Consider the following 14,024-nt stretch of genomic DNA (forward strand, 5'->3'; position numbering starts at 1 on the left):
AAAGCGCTCCCGGTCAAACAGGAGCGCTATTTTTGTGATTATTTTGATTCGCATTGCGATGCCGTTGTGGTAAATTCACGAAGATAACTGATCCTAGAATCAAAAGTATACCAAAGAATTGCACCAACGAAATTTGTTCATTATATACCATTAACCCAAGGATGGTTGCTGCTACTGGTTCTACAGTAGCAATGATCGCTGCTTGACTACTCTCTACTTTCTCAAGACCCCATGAATAAGCAAAATATGCTAAAACAGTTGGTACCACTCCAAGCCCTAGAGCATAGAACCATACGGTAGGCTGATTTAGTCTATTGAGTGTCTCTGTCTTTCCAATAAAAAAGGGTACTAAAAATATTGCAGCCGTAACAAAAGTGTATAAAGTTAATGTAAACGGATGATAGCTCTTTAATACGATCTTTCCGAAGATGCTGTATAAAGCATACCCTAAGCCAGCGCCAAGGCCAATTAAAATACTTGCGGCTGGGAAACTACTTCCCTGTGTTAAACTAACCTCTGCAACCATTGCCGACCCACAAATTGTTCCAATCACCGCTAAGACCTTACGGTGATTTAATTTTTCTTTTAAAAATAGAACCGAAAAGGTTATAACGAACGCTGGTGAGGTATAAAGAAGCGCAGCAGCTACTGGGATATTCATTTTTTCAATTGCTGTGAAGTAGCACCAATTAAAAAAGACGATACTTAGCAACCCTGTTCCAATAAATAATGGGAAATCCTTACCATTAATTCTTAATTGGGGACGAAAAAAAGCAAAACCAACCATAACTAATAAACATGCAGCGGTCACAACTCTAATAGTGACAATCTCCATTGCACTAAAGCCAGCTACAGATAAACCCTTAACAAAAAAGCCAATGATTCCCCACATTGTTGCTGCAAAAGCTATCATCAAATAAGCCAAAGTGAAAACTCCTCCTTATGAGAAGGCTACCGCCAGTATTATTTTAATTGATAGATCGCCTCATACTTATTCGTTAAGTATTCCGCAAGATAATCTGCATTTAATCCTTCTCCCGTCACAGTCTCTAAAATCTCAAGTGGCTGTTTCATTTTCCCAAAACGGTGAATTTTATCTGTTAACCACTCTTGAATTTGCTTTAATTTGCCTTGTTCAAGCAATTGCTCGAACTCCGGAAGATCTTTCAGCATTGCATGCTTAAATTGTGCTGCATACATATAACCAAGGGCGTACGAAGGAAAATAACCAAAGCTACCACCAGCCCAGTGGACATCCTGAAGCACACCCTGAGCATCATGTTCAGGTCGGATTCCAAGGTATTCTTCATACTTTTCGTTCCAAATTCTCGGAAGATCTTTCACTTCAATTTCATCATTAAATAATCCTTTTTCAATCTCGTAGCGCACCATTATATGGAGCGGATAGGTTAATTCATCTGCTTCAATTCGAATAAGGGATGGTTTAGATTCATTAATTGCCCGATAATATTCTTCCAATGTTACAGATGCAAACTGATCATGCGAATACTCCTTTAATAGTTCAAAATTCTGTTTCCAGAAAGATTCACTTCGCCCTACAAAGTTCTCGTAAAACAACGATTGTGATTCATGAATGCCCATCGATGTTCCTGTACAAAGGGGAGTTCCAATTAAATCTTTCGAAATGTTCTGTTCATATAATGCATGTCCCCCTTCGTGTATAGTCCCAAATACTGCCGTACGAAAATCGTTTTCATCATATTTTGTTGTTACCCTGACATCCCCAGGACTCATTCCGATGGCAAACGGGTGAACAGTTTCATCCAAGCGACCTGCATTGAAGTTATAGCCCATTTGCTCCAAGATTCTGAGACTAAAATCTCGTTGATTTTCCTTTGGGAATTGCTTAAATAAGAAAGTTGTTTTAGGTTTATTCGGTGAATCAGCAATCTTTTTAACTAGAGGGACAATTTTCTCTCTAAGTTGCCCAAATACATTATCAAGAACATCAACTGTTATCCCTGGTTCATACATATCTAAAAGAGTATTGTATTTATTCTCATTATATCCCCAGTAACCAATAAATCGCTTTGTTGTTTCTACCAATCTTTCTAAATAGGGTTGGAATAAGGAAAAATCTGAATTTGCTTTTGCTTCCTCCCAGACATTTTCTGCTTTTGACTGAAGGATGACATATTCACGATACTCTTCTGCAGGAATCTTTTTGTTTCGATCATATGCTTTTTTACACTCTGCTATTGTCTTTTTCACAACTTCGGAAACTTCTACGGCATTAGATAATTGAGTTATGTAAGTATCCATTTCGGCTGATGTAGACATCTTAAATATTTCAGTAGATAATACCCCAATGACCTCAGACCGTTGTTCAACTCCTTCTTTCGGTGCACCAGTCCGTAGGTCCCAATAAAGGACAGATACTGCTTCTTGATAGGCTGTCATTTTTTTTACATAGTCAAGGAACTCTTTTTCCACCTTTTGTGAATCCATTTTTTTCCCTCCAGTTTGTATTTCCAAACAATCGTAACATATTTCTCCTGAAACGGTATCAAAACTAAACACTCTATCCAAATTTTTCATTTTTTCTAATTAGTCATCCAACTCCCTAACTACAAATGGTACGATTATCTTAATAACAGGCTCTTTTCTTGCTATTGAACAAGAGATACGTCTGCAAAAGCTAGGTAACTCATAAGAATAGGTAGAATTCATGAGAAAAGAGCTTCCAAACTAACTAATTTTAACCATAAGAGATAGATACTTTTTCGTTAAATTTGGCTTTAGGATATTAACAACAAGCTTATATAACGGGAGGAGACCAAGGAATGAAAGAGCATATCGGTTATTGCCATCAATGTGGAAAAGAAATCTTTTGTCTAGATGGTTTTTTTAATGGAATTCATCTGAACAGCAAAAAAATTCTATGCTTTAAATGTGCTGAGCAAGATTCCGCACTAAAGGAAGAACAGAATAATTCTTCCCTAGACTTATGATTTAGGTCACTTTATTACGCTAGTTTTCTTGTTATCCTATATTCAAGGTTAATGATTAACTACAGGAGTGGTTGCAATGAAAGCAAATACAATCGAATTAGATGTACGTGAAGATATAAAAAAAGGAAATGACCCATTTCGTGTAATCATGGAAACAATAACAACATTTAAAAATGGGGATACACTTATCCTACATGCTCCATTTCAGCCTGTTCCATTATACAATGTATTAGCTGCAAAAGAATTTGAACATGAAACGCAAAAAATTAATGACAATCATTACAAGGTCATTTTCATCAAAAAAGAAAAATGAAAAAGCCACGCCATAGTTTGGCGAGGCCTTTTCATGTATGAAAGTTCAATCTATAAACTTAAGGGAATCTACTATCTTCCATCGATGCTTTGAATATTTTTTTCTGGCTTTACCGGAAGTACCAAGAGAATTCGTTCAAGAACTACAGGATCAATTGTTTGGTCCAACAATAGATGAATAGTCCCGCGGTCTGAATGACTGCGTATCAATCGCCCAATTCCTTGTCGTAAACGAAGAATCATATAAGGTAGATCCACCTCGAGAAATGCATCCTTAGCTTCCTCACGTTTTGCTGCAAATACAGGGTCGTTCGGTGGAAATGGTAAGTCAAACAAAATCACATTTTCCAATGCTCTTCCTGGAACATCTAGACCTTCCCATAGGTTCAACGAGCATAAAACGCTTTGTTCCTCATTTTGAAACCTTGAGACAAGTGTAGAAATTTCCGCCTCTCCTTCAAATAAAACAGGAAAAATAAACTCGTTCTTTTGCACATAATCTTTAAACCTTTCTAACTCTGCTTTATTCGTAAATAAAACCAGAGCTCTTCCCTGACTTTTCTTTAACTGCTCCACCGTAAAGTCTGCTTTGGTTATAAAGTCATTAGGAACGAATTCTGAGAGCACAATGCTCATTCTTTCTTCATAATCGAATGGGGACTCTACAGAGAACGAAAGATACTCCTCAACTCCCAGGCTATTTGCCAGATATTCAAACGAGTTATGATCTGATAGCGTTGCTGAAGAAAAAATAAAAGGCTTTTCTTGAGAGAATACCTCTTTACGAAGAACTTCTTCTACCATTTTCGGCATAATGACTAATGTCTTTTCTCCATTCCGATCTTCTAACCAATTAATCCCTACTGATCGTCTTGCAAATAAAGAGAGTGAATAACTTATTTGATCTAAATATTCTTCAACAATTTTTAAATTATAATCATTAATGACGAACATTTCACTTTCAAAAACAAACTCCTCTTGGAGGGCATCAAGAATCCATAATAACTTTTCAGCTAAACTGATAACCGAAGGCGTTCGTTGGACTGTCATTTTCTCTGAAGATTGGCTTTCGGAACTACGTTTGGCTAACTCAATAAATAATTCTTCATTTACCGCAATTGCTTCTTCCATTAAAACCAAAGTCTTATCACGAACATCATTATCCATAACTCTCGTAAGTAACGTTTCAAGTGTTCGTTCAGTATAGCGATATGTTAAAGCCTTTTGACTAGCAAACTCTAGCAAATGCCCTTCATCAAAAACGACACAACTTCCATCAGGTAAAAAAGGCAATTCACCTTCACGTTTTCGAGACTCTTTCGTCCAAACATGTTCCATGTAAAAATCATGTGAACATACAATCAAGTCCGCTGCTTGGCGATAATGCTCCCGTTGTAGCGTTAATCCGCAGCGGTGGCGACGGCTACATGCCAAGCAATCTTGGAGAGGGTCCCAACCGATATCCACCCATTGCTCATCTGTTAAATCGGGAAAATCCGTTCTATCTCCGTAGCGATGAAACTTTTGTAAGGTTGAACTTTCATGAACAAAGCTCGGTAAACGGTTCTGAACAAATTGATGGGTTTCAACATCATTATTTATAAGAGCGTCAAGTTTATTTAAGCATAGGTATTGATCTCGTGATTTCGCCAATCGAACATCAATATTTAAGTTTAATGCCGCTTCGAGTTTAGAAATGTCCCCTTCTTTTTTGACTAATTGCTCTATCAGTCTTTCGTCAGCGCACGCAATAATTGCTGGCTGATTCATGTATCTAGCGTAACATATAGCATAAAGAAGGTAGACAATTGTTTTGCCTGTTCCAACTCCAGCTTCCGCAAAGATAACCTGTTTCTCTTTAAAAGCCTTTTCTAATTGAAATGCCATGAATATTTGTTCATCACGCAAGTCAAATCCAGCTTCCGGTAAGATGTCATAAAAAACATCGCCAATCCATTCGTTTAATTTCTCAAAAAAAGACTCTGTCTTTGCAATTGTAAATGGCAGACTACCAGGCAAAATCCATCCCTCCAACATAGGAAAGCGCCGCTATACCGGCGCTTCCTTCGATCCCGTTTTTATTATACCTATCGATATGCACAATATGTAGATAGGTACATCACTTCTTTTATTTTTCCCGTGGAGGCCTTTTGCCCCAGTATTGATAGTAATCAGTGCGGATAAACCCATTGAAAAGTTTCCTTTTTTTAGTTGCAGGTTTTCCAAAATGTTTTTCAAAATCTTCATTTGAAGTCATGATATAAACCGACCATGTTTCAAGTGGGCTTAACACTTGTCCCATTTCTTTATACATTTGTTCAACGGCCTTTTTTTCGCCTAGTCGCTCTCCATAAGGAGGATTACTTACAATAACCCCGAAATCCTTGTTCGTTCGAAAATCTTGGACACGCATTTGTTTAAATGTTATTAAATCTCCCAAACCTGCTTCAAAAGCATTCTCCTCCGAAATTTTCACCATTCGGTGATCAATATCAGATCCGATGATTTCTAAAGGTTGGTCATATTTTGCCAAGTCTTCTGCCTCGTTACGTGCTTGGTCCCAAATAGATTCAGGTATCCAGTCCCATGTTTCCGAAACAAATTCCCGATTAAATCCAGGGGCAATATTTTGACCGATTAATGCCGCCTCAATAGCAATCGTTCCTGATCCACAAAACGGGTCAGCAAACGGTCGATCTGGAGTCCAATTTGTCAATGAGACTAGTGCTGCTGCAAGGGTTTCCTTCAAAGGTGCTTCACCTTGACTCACCCTATATCCACGTTTATGGAGCCCACTGCCGCTGGTATCAATCGTTAATGTTGCGACATCTTTTACAAGTGAAACCTCAATTTTAAATAATGGTCCGTTTTCTTCAAGCCAACTTGTCCTCTTATAGTGCTTTCTTAAGCGCTCAACAATGGCCTTCTTTACGATTGCTTGACAATCTGAAACACTAAAAAGTTTTGATTTCTGGGATTTCCCACTAACAGGAAATTCAGCGTTCTCCGGTAAAAATTTTTCCCAAGGAATAGCCTTTGTTTTTTCAAATAATTCATCAAACGTAAAAGCCTTAAACTCACCAGCTTTAATCTTCACCCGGTCAGCCGTGCGAAGCCACATATTACATCTAGCAATCGCTGACTCGTCTCCCTTGAATGTAATTCGACTGTTCTCGACTTCGCAATCATAGCCAAGCGCTCGAACCTCTTTCGCCACAATCGCTTCAAGCCCCATTGCTGAAGTAGCAATTAAATCATATTTCATTTATTTCACCCTTAATGATGTAAAGTCAAAATCTCTGTAGTTCATCATATCAGTTTTAATGAACAGATACCAACTATGTATTAAAATCTGTTCTCAACTTTTGTGCTTATTGTATAGCTCTGTGAAAAGAAGTTGAGAACTCCACTCTAGGTACTTCGCTTTTCCCACAGGTAGTCCGGGAGTCTGTCTACTTGGCCGGAAAGTCGGCGTCGCCTCTTACTCCTCACGCTTGCTCCCATGGAGTCCCCTCCCCCAAGAGTATTTATGCTTTCTGCTAAAATCAACATTTAACTTTAACCCAGCCATGTAAAAAGACAAAAGCTCTCCCAAAATAGGAAGAGCTAAAACACTCATACAAAAATCGTTTAATAACGTTCTATAAGCCATGTTTTGTTCCATTGTGCTACAAACGACTTTTGTCTCGCACTCAGGTGGTAATCATCTATCTACAGGTAATAAAACCTGTCCTTCTCTTCGTTCATTTCCTCCAAGAAAGTGCCCCTACCATAGTTTGGGTTTCTCACTCGCGGGGTTTACCTCGTTCCACCCTTTCTATTTCTAGAAAGGCTACGTCACTGTGGCACTTTTATAGGTACTCTTGCCATATCATTAGACTTAGGCAATTTCCCAGCCGTCAGCCGCTAAGTCAGCGACTGCCCTGGCTTATGAATTGGCCAGGCACGAACACTACGGGCGTCTCAGCCCGTGCGAGCATGGACTTTCCTCTGCAACACAAAAGCTACAGCGATTACCCGAACGTTATTAACGATTACTATACTATTATATGTAATCAACATCAAGATAGCAATGGTAATGAAATTGAAAATCTGGAAATAAATAGATTACTCGTATAATTTATTTCCAAAGACATGTTTTTCTAGGTTTGACAATCTCTTAAGAATATCAAAATTAGTTGTACCCGCAGGTTGTGTACTTGGACGCTTTGAAACTTCTTCTAATTGTTTCTTTAATCTCATATTTTCCTGCTGTAAATCCTCAATTTCTTGTTGAAAGTTCTCGTAGTCTTTTATGATTAAATCCAAGTATTTGTCTACTTCCTCAGGTTTGTATCCACGCATTGCTGTTTTAAACTCTTTTTCTAAAATTTCTTTCGCTGTTAGATTGACTTTTTCACTCATCATTCATCACCTCATCTTACCCCAATCCTCAATTTATATTCTTTCAAAAACCTTGTAATTTGTCAATTTTCATTACTCTTAAAAATTTTGTTCTTTAAATTGCTCTTCTTCAATTAATAATTGTAAATCACTAAAATTGATTAACCGAATATCATAACCATCTTTTTCTTGACGCTTTTTTGCAGATTCTAAGAGATACTTAGGACTTCCATCTTTTTCATCATCATAAAGAAGAATTAGGATATCACTTTTTTGGATTAGAAAATCATTGCTCACTTTAAGCTGCCAAGGCTTTTCATAAGGGCGTTTTGTAATGGCATCAACATGATCAGCTTGGATTACTACTGACTCGTACCACTCGCGGTTGGATTCACTCCATTTTTCTTCTTGATTAAGGAAAGGTGTGAGAACGGATAATTTTAAGTCAGGTACTACTTCTTGTAACTGGAATACTACCTCTGCTGCCCATAACTCAACCCCTAATTGTCCGCCGATAAGAACCCACTCTAATCCTTCTTCAACTAAAGATTTTAATTCTCGTAGAATGGCCATTTTAATATATTTTACTGCCGGATCATTTTGTTTAAATATTCCAAGCTCATAAGATTTATACCCTGAAACGACTGCAACTTTGGCCATATTATCCCCCTTTAACTAGCTTGACGTCTTTTGTTAAACGATCTTTTATTATCGCCAGGTGACTAGAACATCAACTTAGGTCAAGATCTAATCCCCTGCTAAGTTAGAACTATTTATACTTTCCTAAATTATAAAGAAAACTCGCCGATTGGCGAGCCTTTTAGGCATATACAGCGTTAACATATATAGAAGATATGCGATTTAAACAATTGTCTTATTAGCTAAAGACAAGGGCTTTTGTTTAAAAGCCCCTGTTCACTTTTATCTACCGAAGCCACCAAATCCTGGACCCGCACCGAATCCTGGACCCGCACCAAATCCTGGTCCTGCTCCAAATCCTGGGCCTGCACCAAATCCTGGGCCTGCACCAAAGCCAGCACCTGGGCCACCCAGTGGCGGACGTGGTCCACCATAATGATGCTGATGAGTTACTTGGTTCACATTTGATTGAGTGTGCGTTGTATAGTGGACATGATCAAAGTTCTCGTGGTGAACGTTTGTTGTGTGTGATGGATGAATATGTGGCACAACATTATTCGAAAAAGTATTGGTTACGCAGCATTTCGTCGGATGAACAATTGCTGGGAACACCTTATTAGGTCTGCAATGCATATACAAATCTCCTCCTTAGTTTTTTAGTTATTACACTAATAGGCTATGAAAGGAAGGAGTATCTTGTACTAATGCAAATACCTATTTTTATCAACAAGCTTTCGCTAGATGACTAATTCTTCTATAAAAAAGCATAAAAATTATCTTTCAGACTGGTAAAAACAATTGCGGTTAAACAAACAACGACAAAAAACATCACTAATATTGCTTTATACATCTTAACATCCCCGTAAATGAAATTTAATTTTCCCCACACAAATTAACATTTTAACGTTGAGAACAAAGATAAACAATATAAAAATGCTGTTTTTTATCAGAAATATATTACATTTCTGTGACATAATATCGAATGATGAAAAACCAACGCAAAATTTGTAATTTATTGGAGAAGATTGCGGTTGCCAGGGAAATGATTGTAGCTTATTCCTTATCTATTTTTGCTAACAATCTATGAACCCGTTTTTTTAAATCTTTCTCCCAGCGACTAACCTTTTTAGTTTGCTCTAATTGTTCTATTAAAGCATTCCCTTTTTCACAAAAGCACAACGCTTTTTCCATATTTTTACTTTTGTGTTCATGAAATTTAGCCAGTTCAATGCATGCTTCAATTCTAATCTCTGGAGTACTCTTTTCTGCTGTTTCCTCCCAAAGCGAAACCGCCTCGCTCAATCTTTTACTTCGCTTATATTCAAATGCTAACGCATGCTTCGCCTTTAAAGAGTCAGATTCATCACCCTTTGCAATGGAAGAAAAATTTTCTTTCGCTTTTTCCCTTTCTCCTAAATATGAAAACCATCTGCCCACTTCATAAGTTTCCCTTATACTTCTTCCATGATCTCTCCCCAATACCTGAAAGGACAAATGTGTATAGAGGGTAATTAAAGAGAGGATATCTAGTTCATTATGTTTCATTACCCCAAGTAAGCCTTCAGGATTTTTTCGTTCTAGAAAATCAAAATAAATCATAGGCGCCAAGTATCCAGGTATATCGTCTTCGCGTGTAAAACCAAGGATGTCTTTCTCGACATTTGTGAGTTTCATTTTTTCAATTTTATGCTTCCACATTCTTCTTGCTGCATGAAAAAGGTCAAAGTGCCCAAATGATGGCAACTTTGGAACATGATCTCTCACAAGCGTGTGCCTTGTTTTTACCTGTGGCCAATCAAATGCCTTGCCATTGTAAGTAACTAGAGTTGTATAGTCAATGGACGATAGAAAACTATGGTATAAGGCTACCTCAGCCCCAGGCTGTGGCAATATATGTTGGGTTAAAGTGACTGAATGTGTTCCTAGACTTGCATGTCCTAGTAAAAAGATCGTATTGCCTGCTCCCCCACCGAGACCCGTTGTTTCTGTATCGAAAAAGAAAAGATTGTTAGCTGTATGCCCTGCTGATGATAGAGGATGCTGAATTCCTTCCTGGTTCCACTGATTTACAGCCTCAATCGTATCCGCAAACCGATAATGACCATGTTGGTAATTTAAGGGATATTCCACTTTTCGAACTAGACAATATGTGTCATCAAAGAAATAGGGGTTCGTATTTTCCTTTTCCCAAATATCTAGATAAGGTATGTCTTCTTTTAGACTTTCAGCTTTTGGCTGCTCATTTACTTGGCTTTCACTCAATTGAGTAGAAACGCCAGTAGATAGATGTGGTTTCAAGCGGTTCAGCTTATTTTTCAGAGACATAAATTCCCCCCTCCCAACAATAAATCGGTTTATTTTCCTTCCAAAAACGAATTAATCATTCTTATCACATCAATCTTTGCTTTTTCAGAAAACGTATCTGTCCCAATGCAAGAAGGACAACCTGATTGACACTGACAATTTTCAACCATATCTTTCGTCTCTTCCATAATCTCCTTAATTCCATGAAAAACCTTTTCACTTAAACCAATACCACCTGGGTAACGATCGTAAAAGAAAATGGTCGGTTTTTCATTATGAGATGCTTTCACTTGCGGGATTACATGTACATCTTGAGGGTCGCACATAACAAATAATGGAATGATATGCTTTAATGCTTGAGCTGTACCAATCAGCCCTTGTTCCAGCCGTTCATCCTTTAAGGTAGACAATTCAGCATCCAAAGAAATCCATGCAGAACTAGTATGCAACTCCACTTCCGGCAGATGGATTGGGCCTGAACCAATATTTTCATGAGTCTCAAACTTGATTTTTTTAAAAATGGTGGCCATTGCTCGAACGCTCACATCTCCGTAACCTATGTCTACTTTCCCATTGTTTAGGTGTTTATCTTCTTCTAGAACATTCAACTGTACAGCGAGATTAGCATCTGTAAAATAATCCACGGCTACTTCCCGAACAAAAGCCTTTTTCTCATCCCAATCAAGATATTCTACTTGATATTGAATTCCTTGATGAAGATAGATGGCCTCATCGTGTAGAAGGGTTAAGGCAGAAAAGGTGTCCATCTCGCCAATCACTCTTACATTTGCCACATCCGTTTGGTCAATAATAACAACATTTTCTTGAGAAGCTGAACGTAACGAGATATTGTGCGCTGGGAACGCATCATTCATCCAATACCACTTATCGCCATTTTGGTGAAGAATTCGCTCCTCTGTCAAGTATTCTAGCACTTCTTCTACTTCTGTTTCTCCAAAAGTTTCACCTTTTTTAAATGGCAACTCATACGCTGCACATTTTAGATGATCCACCAAAATGATGAGATTATCAGGATTAATTCGGGCAGTCTCAGGACTTCGATTGAAAAAATAATCGGGATGTTGAATGATGTATTGATCTAAAGGACTCGAACTGGCGACCATAATCACAACGGCTTCTCCATGTCTTCGTCCAGCACGTCCAGCCTGCTGCCAAGCACTAGCAATCGTACCTGGGTATCCGTTCATGATACAAACTTGTAGTTGTCCGATATCTACTCCTAGTTCAAGAGCATTCGTACTGACAACTCCATAGATATCTCCCGCTCTTAGACCTTTTTCAATATCCCTACGTTCGGTGGGCAAATATCCCCCACGATACCCTCTAATCGCTTTTGGACCGAGCTTATGTTGGACTAGTTCTTGAAGATAGGTTAATAAAATCTCTACTCTCACCCGACTTCTAGCAAAAACAATCGTTTGAATTTTATTTTTCAAAAATTGACCTGCAAGCTGCCGTGTTTCTAGGGTTGCGCTGCGCCTAATATTCAAGGGTTTATTGACAATAGGAGGATTATAAAACAAGAAGTGCTTCTTTCCTGAAGGTGCACCGTTATTATCAATTAATCTCATTTTCTTTTCTGTTAGGCGTTCTGCTAGTTCAAGCGGGTTGGAGATTGTAGCCGAAGTACAAATAAAAACAGGGTTACTACCATAGTACTCACAAATTCTCTTAAGCCTTCTTATGACATTTGCGACATGACTCCCGAATACGCCACGATATATATGAAGCTCATCTATGACTACGTACTGTAAATTTTCAAATAAAGAGACCCACTTTGTATGATGGGGCAGGATTGCTGAATGAAGCATATCCGGATTTGTGATGACAACATGACCAGCTTTCCGAACCTTTTGGCGGATGTTAGCGGGAGTATCTCCATCATATGTATAGCTATTTATTTGTAGCCCTGCTTCTTGTATCAGTTCATTTATCTCACTTTTTTGGTCCTGTGCTAATGCCTTTGTTGGGAATAAATACAGTGCTCGAGCATTGGGATTTTGAACAATCCCTTGTAACACGGGAAGATTATAACAGAGCGTTTTCCCGGATGCCGTTGGAGTAACTGCTACAAAGCTTTCTCCTTGGGTTGCTTTCTCATATGCTGTCTTTTGATGTGTATATAACTCTTTTACTCCCCTATTATTTAATGCCTCTTTTAACAGGGGATGAACCTCGCTAGGCATTTCTGCTGTTTTGGCTTTTTTTTCATCGATTGTTTGCCAATGGACAATATTTCCTTTCACAGAATCGTCCAATTTTAAGTCATCTATAATATCCTGTAGGTTTTTTCTGAATTTCAAATTCTCTCACCTCATAACTTCTATTTTAGCGAATAAACGTTCGTTCAAAAAGAGGCAAATTCACTTTTCTTATTAACTATTTCTTCCTTAATTGGCATTCGCTCAAAAAAACGCTCCACTTTAAGAATTATCAGGAAAAGAGACCACTTTACAGAGCATATAACTGTTTTTTTTGCTACAATAATATACTAAGTGTTTCTATAAAGAGGTGGATAGGTGTTGAATAAAAAAGCGTTAAAGACCTTCCTAGCGAATTATGCTCTTTTTCGTGATTTAGATGAATATGAGATAGACAAAATTGCTGAAATTTCGATTACAAGAGAATGGGCAAAAAATAGTCATGTGTTTATGCAGGGAGAGCTGATTGAAAATGTCTATTTCATTCATCAAGGAAAGATTAAAATCTATAAAAGTGATATCAACGGTAGAGAACAAATCGTAAATATTTTAAAAGATGGAGAAATGTTTCCGCATGTCGGTTTTTTTCGAAAGGGTGGTTATCCTGCTTTTGCAGAAGTTCTAGAACCATCTATCCTTGCGGTTGTTCCAATCACTCAATTTGAAAAAGTTCTTATCGATAACCCAGAACTAAGTATAAAAGTTTTCAAAGTACTTGGTGAGAAAATTGTCGACCTACAAGAACGTCTCGAAGCACAAGTGTTGAATAATACTTATGAACAAATCATAAAACTACTTATTAGACTTGCTAACTTATATGGAGAAAAGAAGCAAGATGGAACTGTATCCTTAAAAGCAGAATTTACCAATAAAGATTTAGCAAGCATGATTGGTACGACTCGAGAAACAGTGAGCCGTACCTTAACAAAAATGAAAAAAGAAGAACTCTTGGAAACGGATCGGAATGGCAATTTATTATTGGACCCTGAAGTTCTGTTTAATGAGCTATTGTAGAGTTTTTTACTTAGTCTTTAAACTATCTAGCCATGGTTAATATCACTCAATCATAATAAAGTAGGGAAACCACTATCATGGCTTCCCCCTTATCAAACCGTACGTGCCCTATTAAGGCATACGGCTTACCCATATGTTACAAGTGTTATCAAGAGGATGCGTTCCAGGCATTTTGCAT

12 protein-coding genes and 1 other RNA gene are annotated in these 14,024 nt (G+C 37.9%); 3 read left to right on the top strand and 10 right to left on the bottom strand.

Translation table 11 applies throughout. The annotated features are described in order from the left end of the window. Positions 1 to 13: 13 nt before the first annotated feature. Positions 14 to 925: a DMT family transporter gene (locus M3182_RS24245; protein WP_251560408.1), complete on the bottom strand. Its 912-nt coding sequence runs from the start codon at positions 923 to 925 to the stop codon at positions 14 to 16. A 38-nt stretch (positions 926 to 963) separates the two neighbouring features. After that, complete coding sequence (locus tag M3182_RS24250) at positions 964 to 2,469, bottom strand: carboxypeptidase M32 (protein WP_251560410.1); 1,506 nt, start codon at positions 2,467 to 2,469, stop codon at positions 964 to 966. Between the two features lie 335 nt (positions 2,470 to 2,804). Between M3182_RS24250 and M3182_RS24255 the strand changes: the two genes are divergently transcribed. Further along, a complete protein-coding gene (locus M3182_RS24255) occupies positions 2,805 to 2,972 on the top strand; it encodes a hypothetical protein (protein WP_251429900.1) in 168 nt (55 codons plus the stop codon). 76 nt (positions 2,973 to 3,048) lie between these two features. Next, positions 3,049 to 3,285 (top strand): DUF2249 domain-containing protein, encoded by a 237-nt coding sequence (locus M3182_RS24260; protein WP_251429902.1) that lies wholly within the window; start codon positions 3,049 to 3,051, stop codon positions 3,283 to 3,285. A gap of 71 nt (positions 3,286 to 3,356) precedes the next feature. Here M3182_RS24260 and M3182_RS24265 read toward each other — a convergent pair whose 3' ends face one another. The 8 genes from M3182_RS24265 to M3182_RS24300 form a co-directional block, all read right to left on the bottom strand. Then, positions 3,357 to 5,321, bottom strand: coding sequence for an ATP-dependent DNA helicase (locus M3182_RS24265; protein ID WP_251560412.1), 1,965 nt, complete (start codon positions 5,319 to 5,321; stop codon positions 3,357 to 3,359). Positions 5,322 to 5,412: 91 nt separating this feature from the next. Continuing rightward, complete coding sequence (locus M3182_RS24270) at positions 5,413 to 6,549, bottom strand: THUMP domain-containing class I SAM-dependent RNA methyltransferase (protein ID WP_251429906.1); 1,137 nt, start codon at positions 6,547 to 6,549, stop codon at positions 5,413 to 5,415. Positions 6,550 to 6,923: 374 nt separating this feature from the next. Continuing rightward, positions 6,924 to 7,309: RNase P RNA component class B (gene rnpB, locus M3182_RS24275), an RNA gene on the bottom strand. An 82-nt stretch (positions 7,310 to 7,391) separates the two neighbouring features. Then, positions 7,392 to 7,691, bottom strand: a complete 300-nt coding sequence (gene gpsB / locus M3182_RS24280) for a cell division regulator GpsB (protein ID WP_251429909.1) — start codon at positions 7,689 to 7,691, stop codon at positions 7,392 to 7,394. Positions 7,692 to 7,766: 75 nt separating this feature from the next. Next, positions 7,767 to 8,327, bottom strand: coding sequence for an SLOG family protein (locus tag M3182_RS24285; RefSeq protein WP_251429912.1), 561 nt, complete (start codon positions 8,325 to 8,327; stop codon positions 7,767 to 7,769). Positions 8,328 to 8,588: 261 nt separating this feature from the next. Further along, positions 8,589 to 8,939: a CotD family spore coat protein gene (locus M3182_RS24290; protein ID WP_251560414.1), complete on the bottom strand. Its 351-nt coding sequence runs from the start codon at positions 8,937 to 8,939 to the stop codon at positions 8,589 to 8,591. A 420-nt stretch (positions 8,940 to 9,359) separates the two neighbouring features. Further along, the gene (locus M3182_RS24295) at positions 9,360 to 10,631 is read right to left on the bottom strand and encodes a ribonuclease H-like domain-containing protein (protein WP_251429916.1); all 1,272 of its coding nucleotides are present in this window, start codon (positions 10,629 to 10,631) and stop codon (positions 9,360 to 9,362) included. Between the two features lie 29 nt (positions 10,632 to 10,660). Further along, positions 10,661 to 12,934, bottom strand: a complete 2,274-nt coding sequence (locus M3182_RS24300) for a DEAD/DEAH box helicase (RefSeq protein ID WP_251429918.1) — start codon at positions 12,932 to 12,934, stop codon at positions 10,661 to 10,663. 219 nt (positions 12,935 to 13,153) lie between these two features. Between M3182_RS24300 and M3182_RS24305 the strand changes: the two genes are divergently transcribed. Further along, a complete protein-coding gene (locus M3182_RS24305; RefSeq protein ID WP_251560416.1) occupies positions 13,154 to 13,846 on the top strand; it encodes a Crp/Fnr family transcriptional regulator in 693 nt (230 codons plus the stop codon). Positions 13,847 to 14,024 lie beyond the last annotated feature (178 nt).

The sequence above is a fragment of the Mesobacillus maritimus genome, from assembly GCF_023715205.1.
Classification (GTDB): domain Bacteria; phylum Bacillota; class Bacilli; order Bacillales; family Cytobacillaceae; genus Mesobacillus_B; species Mesobacillus_B maritimus_C.